This window comes from Flavobacterium sp. WC2509 (assembly GCF_052683105.1).
In genome coordinates this window covers 1,670,246-1,686,244 of sequence record NZ_JBQZFG010000001.1, presented here as the reverse complement: position 1 = coordinate 1,686,244, position 15,999 = coordinate 1,670,246, and the positions used below count along the sequence as shown (strand labels likewise).

Sequence of the window (15,999 nt, the reverse complement as noted above, 5' to 3'; positions counted from 1 at the left end):
TAGAATTTTAATAAAATAAATTATGAAAAATTATAACAAAATATATATTCATTTAATTCTTGCAGCTACATTAGTACTTAGTAGTTCCTGTAATGATAATTTCCTCGAGGAGGATTTGACAACTGCTTATAATAAGGATTATTACAAAACTGAAGCAGGGATTCAAGCTTTAGCAGTTGGGACATATTACCAAACATTTGCATCCGAATTGGCAACAGAAGTTCCTCTGACTGCAAATGAATCAGGTACAGATGAATTTCATGCTGGAGGAGATCCTTCGAACTGGACTTGGAATTCTTATTCTCCTTCAGGTTTTCAGGCTTTTGTAACTGTGTCTAATACTAATACAGTTGCGGCTAATACGAATTGGGACAATTTGTATATTGGAATTGGTAATGCTAATCAGTTAATTGAATCAGCTACAGCAATTGTATCAACCAACGACGCTATCAAGAAAATAGCATTAGGGGAAGGGTATTTTTTGAGAGCTTTCAATTATTTAAAATTGGTAAGTCAGTATGGTGGAGTGCCATTAGTATTGAAGACTAGTTCATCTGTAAATTTAGAATTTACTAGAGCAACTCCACAACAAGTTTTGGATCAAATAATAGCTGATTTTACACAAGCATATGATTTATTGAGTAATGCAGGATTTCCAGCTAAAATTACTAAAGATGCAGCTGCGCATTATTTAGCAAAAGCCTACTTGACTCGTGCTAGTGAAATTAATGACTCTTGGAATGCAGCTACAAAAACTACTGATTTGCAAAAAGTAGTTACATTATCTGATGAAGTTATTTCTCACCATCCATTGGCAGCGAATTTTATTGATTTATGGAATTATACTGCTGCGGATGGTACAAATGAAAAAGTATCAGAATTAATTTTGTCAGCACAGTTTAATGCTAATGCTTTGACTACTGGAGGAAATCAACAACACTTGTATTTTCTTTCTACTTATGATCAGTTGCCTCAAATGAAGCGTAATCTTGCAGGTGGAAGACCATTTAGTCGTTTAGCACCTACCTATTTTATGTATGATGTATATGATCAAGTAAATGATTCTCGTTTTTGGAAAAGTTTTCAAACAAAAAGTATTGTTAATAATGCTTCAGGAGCAGTTTATAAAAATGGAGATTTAGGTATTATGTATATTGTTAACAATGCCGCGGATACTCGTTTTGCAAAAACTAAAAATAACGACAGTCCAGCGATACTTTACAAAGGGAAAACAATTCCAAGTGTATATGTGGCCTACGCTGCAGATAAAATTGGCTTAATGGCAGATGTTCGTTTTCCTTCTTTAAGTAAGTATATGGATGGGAATAGAGTTGATTTGAGTGTTACAAAAGGTTCTCGTGATGTAATTTTAGCGCGCTCGGCAGAGACATATTTAATGGCAGCCGAAGCAAAAGTACGTTTAGCAAAAGTAGGTGGAGCCGCATTTGCAGATGCATTACCTTATATTAATACTGTTCGTGCACGTGCCGCATATAAAGGGGGAGAAAATCGTGCTCTTTATGCAGATGGTGGTGCTGCATATACACAAACAGGACAAGCAGGAATCCCGATCTCGTATATTCCAGAAAGTTCTTACTATGAGTCTAATAATATTGCAACTACTGTAACTACAGCAACAAGTTTGAGTATAGCTAGTATTGGAGCTTTGCCTGCGAGTGATTTAGCTGTTATTACAAAGTTAGGGTATTCTAGCGATTATGATAAAATGTTATGTTTGGTTTTGAATGAGCGTGCTAGAGAGCTTTGTGGTGAATTTCATCGTTGGGAGGATTTAAGTAGAACAATGACTTTGGTTGCTAGAGCAAAAGCATATAATATTGAAGCGAATCCAAATATTCAAGCTTACCATAATTTGAGACCTATTCCTCAAACTTTTTTAGATGGAATTTTTGCTAATGGAGCTCCTTTATCAGCAGCTCAGAAAAAAGAAATGCAAAATCCAGGATATAACTAATCCTTGATTCTCATAATTATTCTAAACCGTCTCAAAATTCAATTTTGAGGCGGTTTGTTTTTTGTGCTCAGGAAAGTACAGGATACTTATTTAGAAAGAGTCAACTATTTTTAAAAATTCCAATAAAATCAAAAATAGAAATGAAAATAGTTAAAAAGAATCTGATATTGTTCAGTTTTATACTAACATGTCAATTTATAATTGCCCAAATAAAATTACCTGCTCTAGTAAGTAATAATATGGTTTTGCAACAAAATGCAAAAGTAAATTTGTGGGGCTGGGCTGCACCAAATGAAAGCATAAAAATTCAATTGGGTTGGCAAAATGAATTGGTTGAAACAAAAGCAGATGCCAAAGGGAATTGGAAAATAGAAGTGTCTACTCCAAAAGCAGACGAAAAAAAGTATACTATTACGCTTGAAGCTTCTAATAAAATCACCCTTAATAATGTTTTATTAGGAGAAGTTTGGATTTGTTCTGGACAATCTAATATGTTTTTTCCTGTCGGTAAACAAGAAGGTACTTGGAAGACAGGAGTTAAAAATTATGAAGAAGAAATTAAAAATGCTAATTATCCATTATTACGATTGTTTACAGTTGCGACCGTAGCGTCGGAGAAGCCATTAGAAGATGTACAAGGAAATTGGCAGGAATGTACTCCAGAAACTATAAATGCTTTTTCGGCAGTAGGCTATTTTTTTGGGCGTGATTTGTTTCAGAATATCAAAACACCAATTGGATTGATTTCTACTTCTTGGGGAGGTACTAAAGCAGAAGCTTGGACATCGACAAAAGTTTTAGAAGAAAATAAAGATTTGGTAACAATTCTTGAAGAAAATGCGCAAAAAGAAAAACAATATTATACTGATTTAGAAGCCTATTATACTAATCTAAAAAATGGAACAGTAACAAAGGAATTAAAAAAGCCAAAGAGAAACGAGGAGAATAAATATCCATACGTTTTGTACAATGGAATGCTTCATCCGATAATTAATTATACCATGAAAGGTGTTATTTGGTATCAGGGAGAGAGTAATGCTGAAAAAGCATTATTGTATCAAACACTTTTTCCAGCAATGGTTCAAAGTTGGAGAGACGATTGGAAACAAGGCGACTTTCCATTTTACTATGTTCAAATTGCGCCTCATAAAGGTCAAAATGCATACATTCGAGAAGCACAGTTACTATCTTTAAATAAAATTAAAAACAGCGGAATGGTCGTTACTACCGATGTTGGTAATGAAACTAATATTCATCCAATAGACAAACAAACTGTTGGTTATAGATTGTCACTTATCGCTCGTGCTAAAACATATAATGAAAGTAAACTTGTGTATTCTGGTCCTATTTACAATCATATGAAAATGGATAAAAAGCAAATACAATTGTTTTTTGATTATGCTGAATCAGGATTAGTACAAAAAGGAGATGTATTAAAAGAATTTGAAATTGCAGGAGAGGATAAAGTATTTTATCCAGCTAATGCCAAAATTAAAGGAAAAACAGTAGTTGTTTCTTCTGATAGGGTAAAAAATCCAGTAGCAGTTCGATTTGCTTGGAAACCAGTTCCCGATCCAAATCTATTCAATACCGAAAATTTACCAGCTTCGCCATTTAGGACTGATAATTGGGGAAATCAATAAAAAGTGTTATTTTATGAGTGCAATAAATAAAAAGTTCTTGTTCGTTATTTTTCTGTTTCTACAGATTTTTAGTTTTTCTGTTGAGGCTCAAAATGCTAAAAAACAAATCGGAAATCTGGCTGCTAAACCTTTGTTTCGTGATCCGGTTTTTGACGGAACAGCAGATCCAGTTATTATTTGGAACAAAAAACAAAAAAAATGGTTTATGTTCTATACTAATCGCAGGGCTAATGATTCTACTGCTAAAGGTATTAGTTGGGTTCACGGAACTCGAATTGGTATTGCAGAATCCAAAAATGGGACAAATTGGGTGTATAAAGACACCTGTAATATAGGTTATAAATTACCCGAAATTACTCATTGGGCACCAGATGTTATAGAAGATAAAGGATTATATCATATGTATTTGACTATTGTTCCTGGGGTTTTTCTAGATTGGTACCATCCCCGTTATATTATTCATTTGACTAGTCAAAATCTAATAGATTGGAAATTTGAGTCGAAACTAAAATTAGCATCTGAGCGTTGTATTGATGCTTCTGTTTTTCGCTTACCAAATGGGACTTGGCGTATGTATTACAATAATGAAAATGATGGGAAATCTATTTATTATGCAGATAGTCCTGATTTGTACAATTGGGCAGATGCTGGTAAAAAGGTTGTAAAAGACAGAGGTGAAGGGCCAAAGGTTTTTCAATGGAAAGGTAAAAACTGGATGATCTCGGATACTTGGCGTGGATTAGCTGTATTTACTTCAGATGATTTTTTAAATTGGAAACGACAAGAAAAAAACATATTGGAAATTCCAGGTACAGGCGCAGATGATAAGGTAATTGGAGGGCATCCAGATGTGGTGGTAAATGAAGGAAGAGCTTATATTTTTTATTTTACTCATCCCGGAAGAACACCTGAAAATAAAGGAAAAGATAATTATGGAACACGAAGAAGTTCTATACAAGTTGCCGAATTAGAATTAGAAAATGGAGAGATAGTTTGTCACAGAGACAATCCAGTTTATATTAATTTAAAAGAACCAAAAAAATGAAAAATACCTACAGGAATGCATTCAAAATGAAATTAAAAAAAGGTTTTGAAGTTGAATACAAAAAAAGGCATGATGAAATTTGGCCTGAATTAGCATCTTTACTTTCTGAGTCTGGAATTCAGGATTATAGCATTTTTTTGGATGAAGAAACATTAATCCTTTTTGCAGTTCAAAAGTTGAGTGCTGATTTTGATGTTGCCTTTTTACCCAACCATCCAATTGTAAAAAAATGGTGGGCATACATGGGAGATATTATGGAAACAAACCCTGATAATTCGCCACTTTCGGCTTCGTTAAAAGAGGTTTTTCATTTGGATTAATTTATGAATTTACATTTTAAAAAATAATAAGCATAAGGCAGTATACAGCAGGATACACTAACGCATTTTAATAGATATATTTGATTCATTGATAGAGTGATAAGTGTCAAAGTTAATTTTGTTGGTTAATGGTTTTAAATTTTTTAAAAGAAAGTTAATTCTATAAGTGTGAGTTTACAAAGCCTTCTTTTTAAACGCTATAATCATTTGATTTGGCGTTTTTTTTTGGAATTAATTCGTATTTTTAAACTAAAAATAGACGATAAAATATATGAAAATATTTAAAATATCGATTTTAAATATTTATGCTTAATTCTAAAATGAACAAAATTATCCCAAAATACTTGTTTTTTTGAGTCGTAGTTTTGATGTTTTTAACAAAGTAATAAAGAAAAAAATGAAAAAAAATATTCAATTTGGGTTAACAATAACTACTACGTTACTATTATTGAATAGTTGTATAGCTCAAAAAAATGAAGCTCCAACAAAAATTGTTCTCAAAAACACTTCAGATATTGCCCTGCCTCAAAAGACAGTTGAAATTAAAAGAAGCAATCTTCCTTTTATAAAGAACGCAACCAATTTTCCAATTGTTACGCAGCAAAAAGATACCATTCCAGCTCAGCTTAATGATCTTGACGGAGATGGAAAATGGGATGAAATTTTTATAGTTACTGATTTTGCTGCGAAAGAGAAAAAAGAATTAGTATTAAAATGGTCTGAAACTGATCCTAAATTTCCCATTAGAACTAGTGTTCGTTTTGGGAAAAGAGCTGGTAAAAATGAACCAGTAAAACCTGCAACTGAAGAAGTAATGCCCGCCAATGAAGTTCATACAGCATTAGGATATCAACGTTACCAAACTGATGGGCCTTCCTGGGAAAATGATAAAGTAGGATTTAGACATTATTTGGACGGAAGAAATGCTAAAGATGTTTTTGGAAAAAGAATTCCAGCTATTACACCAGAAGACGTAGGTATAAACAGTAAAGGGGGCGTGGAAGATAATTACCACCAGATGTACGATTGGGGAAGAGATATTTTTCCTGTTGGTAACTCAGCTGGTTTAGGCGGTTATGCTTTATTGGTGAATGGTGAAATAAAAAGATTAGGAATTACTACAAAAGAGTCTTTAAATAATATTGAAACCACCACTTTTAAAATTGTAAGTGAAGGTCCTGAAAATTCGGTTTTGGCTTATAATTACCACAACTGGGATATCAATGGAAAAAAGTATCAGGTACAAGAAACGACTTCAATTTGGCCGGGAATGTATGGATACGAAAACACGGTAACGGTGAACGGACTTCAAGGTAACGAGGTGTTTTTAGCTGCACTTTCTAATATCAACAATACAAACCCATTAATAGAAATTAAGTCGGGCGATTTTGTATGTTTGATTCAACATGGGCATTTAACTTATGAAAAACAATGGATATTAGGAACAGCAATTATAGTACCTAAGAATATTTACAAAGGATATATTGAAGCGCCAAAAACAGGGCAGTTAACGGATTCATTTTTGGCAAAATTAACAGTTAAAAATAATGAGCCAATTAGTTATTATGCGGTTGCTGGATGGGAAATGAGTGCTGATCCTAATTTTAAAGATGCTGCTTATTTTACGAAATACGTTACCACTCTTGCAACTCAACTTTCGGCTAAAATTGATGTTGTAATAAAATAATGATCTAAACAAAAAATAATTTAATTTAAGAATTATGAAAAAACTAAACCAAATTTTCGTTTTACTTTTTTTGGGAACATTTGCAACTACACAGTCTCAAACAACTGATGCTACTGCTCCTTTGCATTTGCTTCAACCAGAATATCCTACTCCGTATGTTATTCCTGAAAAGGCAAACGTAAAAGAGGTTTTGGATAGAGTTTATACTTTTTTAGAAGCTAATACAGCTTCAAAAGTTATAAATAAAAAGGATAATTCTGAAGTTACTAATTTTAAAAAAAATGACGGTAATCTTGCTTTTGAGAAAGGTGCATTTAGACTTACGAGTTACGAATGGGGAGTTACTTATGCAGGAATGCTCTTGACATCGGAAGTTACTTCTGATAAAAATTACGAAAATTATGTAGACAAAAGATTGCAATTGATTGCTGATCTTTATGCCAATACGGATGAGAAAAACATTGAAAACTCTCCAATACATTCTGTAATTAAGCCACATGCTTTGGATGATGCAGGAGCTTTATGTGCTGCTTTTATTAAGGCGAAAAAAATGGGTTTAAAAGCAAATATAGATCCAGTAATCAATAATTTAATTACATTCATAAGCCAAAAACAACAGCGTTTGAGTGACGGAACTCTAGCCCGAAACAGACCTCAGATGAACACACTTTGGCTAGACGATATGTTTATGAGTGTTCCTGCATTGGCACAAATGGGTGCTTATACTGGAGATGTAAAATATTTTGATGATGCAGTAAAACAAGTGACTCAATTTTCGCAAAGAATGTTTAATGCCGAAAAAGGTCTCTATATGCATGGTTGGGTTGAGTCAATGAAGGTACATCCTCAATTTCATTGGGCAAGAGCAAATGGGTGGGCAGTTATGACTATGGTCGAATTGTTAGAAACATTACCAAAAAACCATCCAGGATATCCAAAGGTTTTGGCACAATTACAAGCGCATATTGCAGGATTACAAAAATACCAAGACGGAACTGGTTTTTGGCATCAGTTAATTGATAGAAATGATACTTATTTAGAAACTTCTGCAACAGCAATATATACTTATTCTATTGCAAGAGCTATAAATAGAGGCTATGTAGATAAAATGACATATGCTCCAACGGTCTTATTAGGGTGGAATGCAGTAGCTTCAAAAGTAAATGCAAAAGGTCAGGTTGAAGGAACTTGTGTAGGTACAGGAATGGGTTTTGATCCGGCATTTTATTACTATCGTCCTGTAAATTTATTTGCGGCTCATGGTTATGGTCCCGTTTTATTGGCTGGTGCTGAAGTTATTTCATTGTTAAATAACAGTCAATTTGAGATTAATGATAGTTCTATTCAATTAAAGAATAAAGGATAAAATTTTATCAATATGAAGTCAAAATCGACATTTTTATTATTTTGTATTCTCTCTACATTTGGTGCTTTTGCACAAATAGGGCAGCGATTTCCATCTGAAAAAAAGATTATTAAAGATCCTGTAACAGGGTATGAAATAACTTTTTTGACAAGTAAATCAAAAGGAGATTCCAAAATTTATCCAACTCATCCGCAATGGACTTCTGACGGGAATTGGGTGTTGTTTCGTTCTCATCGTGTTGAAGGGGAGATTATGGCAGTCAATGAAAAATCCGGAGAAATTGTTCAGGTTACCGAAGGAGGTTACTCAGGAACATTTTGTATTGCTCAAAAATCGATGAAAGTTTATTTTATGCGTGATACAGCTGAAAAAGCAATGCAGGTTATTGAAGTGGATCTTGATAAAGTTTTTAAAGATAGTAAAGCAGGAAAAATGAAGGCTGTTGCTAATTACGAAAGGATTTGCGGAAAAAGTGTGCCAGAAATGGAAGCTTCAGGAGATATGGCATTAGATGCTGATGAGGATAAAGTATATTTTAGAATCGGTAAAAAAGAAGCTCTAAAATATTTAGATAAAAATACAACTCTCGAAAAGAATTTTGGTCCCAGAAATATGGGAGCAGGACCAGGAGGTATTTCTAGTATGAATTTGAAAACGGGAGAATTTAAACACGTAATTTCTGTTCCATTTCAAGTGGGGCATATTCAATCTAATTTATGGAATCCTAACGAAATTATTTTTTGCTGGGAAACTGGGGGTAAATCGCCACAACGTACTTGGGTGGTTATGGCTGACGGTTCGGGTTTACGACCATTATACCCTGAAGCACCCTACGAATGGGTTACTCATGAAGCTGTAATTGGAAAAGATGAAGTCGCTATGGCAATAATGGGACATAGAAAAATTGACATTCAAAAAGAAACTCCTGTTCAAGTAACCGATAGTAAAGAAGTTAAAAATCCAGAAAACCCTGGGCAAGAAAGCAATTGGGGTGCTACAGGAACTCGTGAAAAGCCAACAGGTTTAGCAATTGTTAATCTCAGAACAAGAGAAATGATTATTGCAGGACAAACAAAATCGGGTAGTGGTTTTTGGCATGTTCATGGTTCTTCTGATGGAAGATGGGCTGTAGGGGATGATTTTTCTAGAAGTCTGTATTTGATTGATAGAAAAACAAGCGAAGTAGTAATGCTTACAACAGGGCATAAAGAAACAGCAAAAGATCACATTCATCCCACTTTTAATAGAGAAGGAACCAAAATACAATTTGAATCGGCAATGCTTTCGGAAGATAATAAAACGATGAACATTTGTACTATAAATGTACCTGAAGCATGGTTAAGTAGAAAATATAAAAACTAAAATTAAATTGATTATAATGAAAAAAGGCATAGCATTAATTATCTTGGTTATCGGATTATCTCAAATTTCGGTGGCACAAAAAAACTCTAAAAACATTTTTCCTGATGGTACAAAAATTCCAGCTTGGTTTAATGATGCGTCTAAAATTAAATTAGATAAATTAGGAAAACAATATGTTATTACTGATTATGATGTTCAAAAAGATAGTACTGTAGTTCAGACAGTAGCGATTCAAAAAGTGATCGATAAAGCTTCTGAAAATGGAGGTGGAGTAGTGATTATTCCTAAAGGAGTATTCTTGAGTGGGGCTTTATTTTTTAAACCAAAAACACATTTATACGTTTCTGAAGGTGGTGTTTTAAAAGGTTCAGATGATATTTCTAATTATCCAATTATGCCTTCGCGTATGGAAGGTCAAAACTTAGATTATTTCCCTGCTTTAGTCAATGCTTATGGCTTGGATGGATTTACTATTTCTGGAAAAGGGACCATTAACGGAAATGGCTATAAATATTATGAAGCTTTTTGGGCAAGACGTAAAGAGAATCCAAAATGTACTAATTTAGAAGTGTCAAGACCGAGATTGGTTTTTGTTTGGAATTCTAAGAATGTGCAATTTCAAGATGTGAAGTTGATTAATTCTGGTTTTTGGACAAACCATTTTTATAAATGTCAAAATGTAAAATTGATTGATTTGTATATTTTTTCTCCACATGATAAGGTTAAAGCACCAAGTACAGACGCTATCGATATTGATGTATGTTCGAATTTTTTAGTAAAAAGATGTTTTATGTCTGTAAATGATGATGCCATCGCATTAAAAGGAGGTAAAGGACCGTGGGCAGATAAAGAAGAAGGTAATGGAGAAAATACAAACATTATTATTGAAGACTGTACATACGGATTTTCGCATTCAGCGTTAACAAATGGTAGTGAATCAATTCATAACAGAAACGTTATTATGCGTAATTGTTCAGTTACAGATGTTTCTCGTTTGTTATGGTTAAAAATGAGACCAGATACACCACAAAAATATGAGTATATTTTGGTAGAAAATATCAAAGGAACTGCTGTAAGAGGATTAGTAGTTTATCAGTGGAATCAGTTTTTTGATTTAAAAGGACGTCAAGATCCACCTCCTTCGTATGGTGAGCATGTTACGTTGCGTAATATTGAATTAAAATGTGATAAGTTCTATGAAGTTCAAAAAGACCCGCTTATATTTTTATCCGACTTTACTTTTGAAAATCTAAACATTGAATCTAAAAACAGTGAAATTGATAAAACTGCCATTAAAGGTGTGACTTTTAAAAATGTAAAAGTTAATGGTAAATTAGTGGATTAGTTATTATAAAATTTATAAAAGGCTGTTGCACAAATGTGGAACAGCCTTTTTTCTACGTTATTGATTGTTTAAAAATTTTTCATGATGAATTTAAAAAAAGTATTTCTTTATTCGACTTTAGTATCTTTAAGTATTACAGGAACGCAAGCTCAGCAAAAAAAAGCAACAAAAGAAAATAAGCCTAATGTTATTGTTATTATTGCAGATGACATGGGTTGGAATGATGTTGGTTACAATGGATCGGAAATCAAAACTCCCAATATTGACAATTTGGCTAAAAATGGTGTACAGCTTAATCGTTTTTATGTGAGTCCTACTTGTTCTCCTACACGAGCAGCATTGCTTACGGGCAGACCTGCAAGCCGTATGGGGATTTTAGCACCAATTAGCGATAAAAGCGAATTGAAACTGCCAGATTCTATTCCGACTTTACCTCAATTATTGAAAAAAAGTGGCTATGAAACAGCTCTTATTGGAAAATGGCATCTCGGTTTGCAATTGAGCAGTAGTCCAAAAGCATACGGTTTTGATTATTCATATGGTTTTTTGCATGGTCAAATTGATCAATATACGCACCTTTATAAAAATGGAGATCAAAGTTGGTACAGAAATGGAAAATTTATTGAAGAAAAAGGCCATACAACCGATTTGGTAACTCAAGAATCGATTAAATGGCTTTCAAGTATTAGGAATAAAAAGGAGAACTTCTATTTACAAGTAGCTTATAGTGCGCCACATTTTCCGTTGCAGGAAGAAGAAAAATGGAAGACTCCTTATAATAAAATTGCCAAAGATAGTTCCCGTAGAGATTATGATGCAGCAATGGCGCATTTGGATCACAGTATTGGTATTTTACTCAAAAGTTTAAAACAACAAAAATTGGATGACAATACACTTATTATTTTTATGAGTGATAATGGCGCAATGGAAAATTGGGATTCTCGAAAAGAATATGGAGGAATCCATCGACCAAATACAACTTTGGGTGATAATTCACCATTGCGGGATTGGAAAACTTCAAATTATGAAGGAGCAGTAAGAGTACCTTGTTTGTTGTATTGGAAAGGACATTTAAAAAGCTATAAAAATTCAGATTATATTTCGGTGATTGACTTTTTACCGACCATTTTAGGATTAGCTGGAACTGAAAAATTACCTCAAACGGTAGAGGGTCAGAATATATGGAATGAACTTTCTGAGAATAAGAAAATTAAAAATCGTTCTCTTTATATTCGAGGACATTTGCAAGCTTGTTTAATCCAAGAGCCTTGGAAATTGGTTCAAAACTTACCTTCAAAAAAAGGTAAAGATGATTATGAACTGTTCAATATCGAAAAGGATCCTGAAGAAAAAAATAACATTATATCTCAAAATCAACCAATATTTGTGAAAATGAAACAAGAATTGGATATTCAAATTAAGAAGGATCCAAAAATAACCGAGAAAACTAAATCAGAATAAAAATATAGCAACAATGTTCAAAATACAATTTCCCTTTTTAATAATAATTGCTCTTTTAACAAATACAACATTTGCTCAAAATAATAAAGTTGTTGATTTCCCAATCGTAGAATCTAATAAAGCTGCGACCATTTTTATTGACTCCAAAACAGATGATTTGATACTTTGGGCAATCAAAGAGTTGGTGACCGATGTAGAAGATATTACTGGAAAACACTTAGAGATTGTTCCAGTGGCTAAAATGACTAAACCTGGAATTTATATTGGTCAGGCTTCGAGTTCTTTATTTCAATCCAAAGCCATTCAAAAAGAATTGTCTAACGAATGGGAGAAATTATATATTAAAAAAGAGGAACAAAATTTAATTATAGCAGGAAGCGATGTTCGAGGAACTGTTTTTGCAATTTTTGAATTAGCGGAACAATTAGGTGTTTCACCTTGGAAATGGTGGGCAGATGTAAATCCAATTCAAAAAAAGGAATTAGTATTTCAATTACCAGCAAATGGAATAATCGAAAAACCTTCTGTTCAATACAGAGGTATCTTTTTGAATGATGAAGACTGGGCATTACAACCTTGGGCAGCAAAAACCTTTGAACCAGAAACAGGTGATATTGGACCTAAAACTTACGAAAAAATATTTCAATTGCTTTTGAGATTAAAAGCGAATACCATTTGGCCAGCGATGCATCCGAGTACTAAAGGTTTTTTTACTATTAAAGGGAATAAGGAGATAGCGCAAAAATATCACATGGTAATTGGTTCTTCTCATGCAGAACCAATGCTTAGAAATAATGTTGATGAATGGAAAAAAAGCTTCGGGGAATTTAATTATTTTACCAATAGCGATCAAGTCAATAAATATTGGGAAACTCGAATAGAGGAAGTAAGTTCTAGTAAAAACGAGACTATTATGACTCTGGGTATGCGTGGGGTTCATGATAGTAAAATGGAAGGTGCGAAAAATTTAGAAGAATCCATAACAATGGTGGATAAGATAATTGGTATTCAACGAAATATGTTATCAAAGGCATTTAAAAAACCATTGAATGAAATCCCACAAGCATTTGTTCCTTACAAAGAAGTATTGGAATTGTACGATAATGGACTAAAAGTACCAGATGATGTTACGCTAGTTTGGCCAGATGATAATTACGGTTATATTCGTCGTTTGAGCAATGAAAAAGAGCAAAAAAGAATTGGTGGAGGTGGCGTTTATTACCATCTTAGTTATTGGGGCCGTCCTCACGATTATCTTTGGTTAAGCACTACACAACCAGGATTAATCTGGAGTGAAATGTCAAAAGCATATCAAAACGGAGCTAAAAAAATGTGGATAGTGAATGTGGGAGATATTAAACCGGCCGAATATAATATAGAGTTTTTCATGGATTTAGCATGGAATATCAATAGTATTCCGTCAGTTGGTATAAATGAAAATCTTAAAAAATGGATTTCGAGAGAGTTTACACCAACTTTAGCAACCGACTTGAGTCCTGTTATTTCCGAATATTATCGTTTGGCTTTTATTAGAAAACCAGAATATATGGGATGGAGTCAAACGGAGCCTTCTACTAAAGTTAATCTTTCTGATTTCTCAAAAGAAGAAATGGAGCAACGTATAAAAGATTATAATAATTTGGTTGAAAAAGTTGATTCTTTTTCATCTTCTATTCCGAAGGAACGAAAAGATGCTTGGTTTCAATTAGTTGAATATCCAATAAAAGCAGCGGCTAATATGAATTTTAAATTTTTATATTGGAATCTTGAAGCCTATACTAAAGATTCGGCTCAAAAAGACAAGTATCAGGAACAATCGGCTCAAGCCTATGAAAAAATAAAAGAATTGACTACGTTTTATAATACTAAAATGAGTAATGGTAAATGGAACTTGATGATGTCTATGAAACCTAGAAATTTACCTGTTTTTGATCCAGTTGAAAAAAACACTTTAGAGAAAGAAGTTCCAGTAAATTCAAGCCAACCAAAAGTAATTCAAGCCAATAAATTCGTTAATGCTAAAAATGTTGAAAATTATAAGTGGCAACCGATAGATGGTTTAGGTTTTAGCAACAATGCAATGACGATTTTTCCATTAAATCAGCATGCTTTTAAAAATGAAAAACCTTCACTTGTCTACGAATTTGAAGTTTTAGATGTTGGTAATTATGAGGTAGAAGTACATTTTTTGCCAACACATTCGAATAATTTTGATGATCAGGTCTTTGTCAAAGTAAATGAGAACGAGCCAAAATCGTTTTTAATTAATACCAAAGACCGTGATAAAGCTTGGAAAGAAAATGTTTTGCGTAATAGTGCGATTGTAAAAGTACCTTTTATTGCTTCCGATAGTAAGAAACAAAACGTAGTTATTTCGGTAAATCAAACAGGAATTATTTTGGATTATATTGCTGTAAAAAAGGTTAAATAAATTATTGCAACATATAATCATAACGATAGTTTAATGTTTTGTTAAGTCTATTTTGCTGATTTAGTGATTTTTAATGTAATTCGTTCTGTATATTTGTTATCCAAATATATAATCAAAAAATATAAAATTATGAATATTTCATTAGCACAAGCAGAAAAAATTATTGCCGTAGCCAAAGAGAAAGCAACTGCAATTGATACCAAAATGAATATTGCCGTAGTTGATGCAGGAGCAAATTTAGTTGCATTTGTCCGTATGGATGGTGCTTGGTTAGGTTCTCTGGATATCTCTATCAAAAAAGCAAAGACTGCTCGTTATTTTGACATGAATACAGGAGTTATAGGGAGTTTGTCTCAACCAGGAGGGGCTTTATACAACATCGAGCATTCTAATGGTGGATTAATTACTTTTCCAGGTGGTGTACCGATAAAAAATGCTGCCGGTGAAATCATTGGTGCCATTGGCGTTAGTGGTAGTTCGGTCGAAAATGACCATACTGTTGCAGAAGCAGGAGCTTTAGCTATTTAGAGTTCTGAAAAAAGCTACTCCAAAATACCAACATCTAAATAATTTTCATAAAAATAGGGGCTTTAAAGAGCCCCTATTTTTTTACGTTAATTTCAAAGAAGTTTATTTGAAATATTTTTTCAAACAATCAACCCAAATTTGATATCCTTTTTCATTCAAATGGATGCCATCAACAGTTAATTCTTTTTGCATAAAATCATTTTTGTCAGCAAACAATAAATGTGTATCGATTACTGTAAATACTCCTCTGCTTTTATGGTTTTTAATAATAGTATTGGTGAGTTTAATACGGTCTACTAAATTGGTTTTATTAGTAGGGAATATTGTTTGTACAAATATCTTAGTTTTGGGATTTTGCTGATGAATAATTTTTGTGATTTGAATGATGTTCTTTGCAGTGCGTTCTGGTGATAAAGTATCGTTTAACAAATCGTTAATCCCTATTTCAATAAACACTGCTGTTGGTTTTATATAATTTATTTCACCTAATCGTTTTAGTACACCATCAGTAACATCGCCAGCTATACCTCTGTTTTTAATGGCTTTATTATTCAATCGTTCTCCCCAATTTCTTCCTTGAGAAGTAATGCTATTACCAACAAAAACAATGTCATGCAATTGCAAAGGATTTGCTTTGAAACTTTTAATCATTTTTGGGTAATTCTTGCTTGTCCATTCGTTATGAGTTGGAACAATAAGTTTTGAAGAAGGATACAAAGTGTCGGGAATTGATAGAACTGTATCAGACGTTTGTACTTTTCCAACTTTTGAATTGGAAGAACAGGCCGCAAAAGCAATTGAAACGAGAATAATTAAATGTTTTTTCATTGATTTGA

Annotated in this window: 12 protein-coding genes; 11 read left to right on the top strand and 1 reads right to left on the bottom strand. The window is 33.1% G+C overall.

Features of this window, described 5'->3' with window-relative positions:
- Positions 1 to 22: 22 nt before the first annotated feature.
- The 11 genes from ACUN3A_RS07055 to ACUN3A_RS07005 all read left to right on the top strand — a co-directional run bounded on the left by ACUN3A_RS07055 (position 23) and on the right by ACUN3A_RS07005 (position 15,163).
- Complete coding sequence (locus tag ACUN3A_RS07055; RefSeq protein ID WP_445550602.1) at positions 23 to 1,975, top strand: RagB/SusD family nutrient uptake outer membrane protein; 1,953 nt, start codon at positions 23 to 25, stop codon at positions 1,973 to 1,975.
- Between the two features lie 140 nt (positions 1,976 to 2,115).
- Positions 2,116 to 3,618: a sialate O-acetylesterase gene (locus tag ACUN3A_RS07050; protein ID WP_445550601.1), complete on the top strand. Its 1,503-nt coding sequence runs from the start codon at positions 2,116 to 2,118 to the stop codon at positions 3,616 to 3,618.
- A gap of 13 nt (positions 3,619 to 3,631) precedes the next feature.
- A complete protein-coding gene (locus tag ACUN3A_RS07045; protein WP_445550600.1) occupies positions 3,632 to 4,663 on the top strand; it encodes a family 43 glycosylhydrolase in 1,032 nt (343 codons plus the stop codon).
- Positions 4,660 to 4,983, top strand: coding sequence for an L-rhamnose mutarotase (gene rhaM, locus ACUN3A_RS07040; protein ID WP_445550599.1), 324 nt, complete (start codon positions 4,660 to 4,662; stop codon positions 4,981 to 4,983). The genes ACUN3A_RS07045 and rhaM overlap by 4 nt, the downstream gene beginning before the upstream one ends.
- A 397-nt stretch (positions 4,984 to 5,380) precedes the next feature.
- Positions 5,381 to 6,670: a DUF4861 domain-containing protein gene (locus ACUN3A_RS07035; protein ID WP_445550598.1), complete on the top strand. Its 1,290-nt coding sequence runs from the start codon at positions 5,381 to 5,383 to the stop codon at positions 6,668 to 6,670.
- Between the two features lie 34 nt (positions 6,671 to 6,704).
- On the top strand, positions 6,705 to 8,036 hold the full coding sequence (locus ACUN3A_RS07030) for a glycoside hydrolase family 88/105 protein (RefSeq protein WP_445550597.1): 1,332 nt from the start codon (positions 6,705 to 6,707) through the stop codon (positions 8,034 to 8,036).
- Positions 8,037 to 8,048: 12 nt separating this feature from the next.
- Complete coding sequence (locus ACUN3A_RS07025) at positions 8,049 to 9,398, top strand: hypothetical protein (RefSeq protein WP_445550596.1); 1,350 nt, start codon at positions 8,049 to 8,051, stop codon at positions 9,396 to 9,398.
- Positions 9,399 to 9,414: 16 nt separating this feature from the next.
- Positions 9,415 to 10,743, top strand: coding sequence for a rhamnogalacturonidase (locus tag ACUN3A_RS07020; protein WP_445550595.1), 1,329 nt, complete (start codon positions 9,415 to 9,417; stop codon positions 10,741 to 10,743).
- Between the two features lie 81 nt (positions 10,744 to 10,824).
- Positions 10,825 to 12,204, top strand: a complete 1,380-nt coding sequence (locus tag ACUN3A_RS07015; protein WP_445550594.1) for a sulfatase-like hydrolase/transferase — start codon at positions 10,825 to 10,827, stop codon at positions 12,202 to 12,204.
- Positions 12,205 to 12,217: 13 nt separating this feature from the next.
- On the top strand, positions 12,218 to 14,635 hold the full coding sequence (locus ACUN3A_RS07010) for a glycosyl hydrolase 115 family protein (RefSeq protein ID WP_445550593.1): 2,418 nt from the start codon (positions 12,218 to 12,220) through the stop codon (positions 14,633 to 14,635).
- A 129-nt stretch (positions 14,636 to 14,764) separates the two neighbouring features.
- Positions 14,765 to 15,163 carry a GlcG/HbpS family heme-binding protein gene (locus tag ACUN3A_RS07005; RefSeq protein ID WP_445550592.1) on the top strand — a complete coding sequence of 133 codons (399 nt, stop codon included), beginning with the start codon at positions 14,765 to 14,767 and terminating at the stop codon, positions 15,161 to 15,163.
- Positions 15,164 to 15,265: 102 nt separating this feature from the next.
- Here ACUN3A_RS07005 and ACUN3A_RS07000 read toward each other — a convergent pair whose 3' ends face one another.
- Positions 15,266 to 15,991, bottom strand: coding sequence for a GDSL-type esterase/lipase family protein (locus ACUN3A_RS07000; RefSeq protein ID WP_445550591.1), 726 nt, complete (start codon positions 15,989 to 15,991; stop codon positions 15,266 to 15,268).
- Positions 15,992 to 15,999 lie beyond the last annotated feature (8 nt).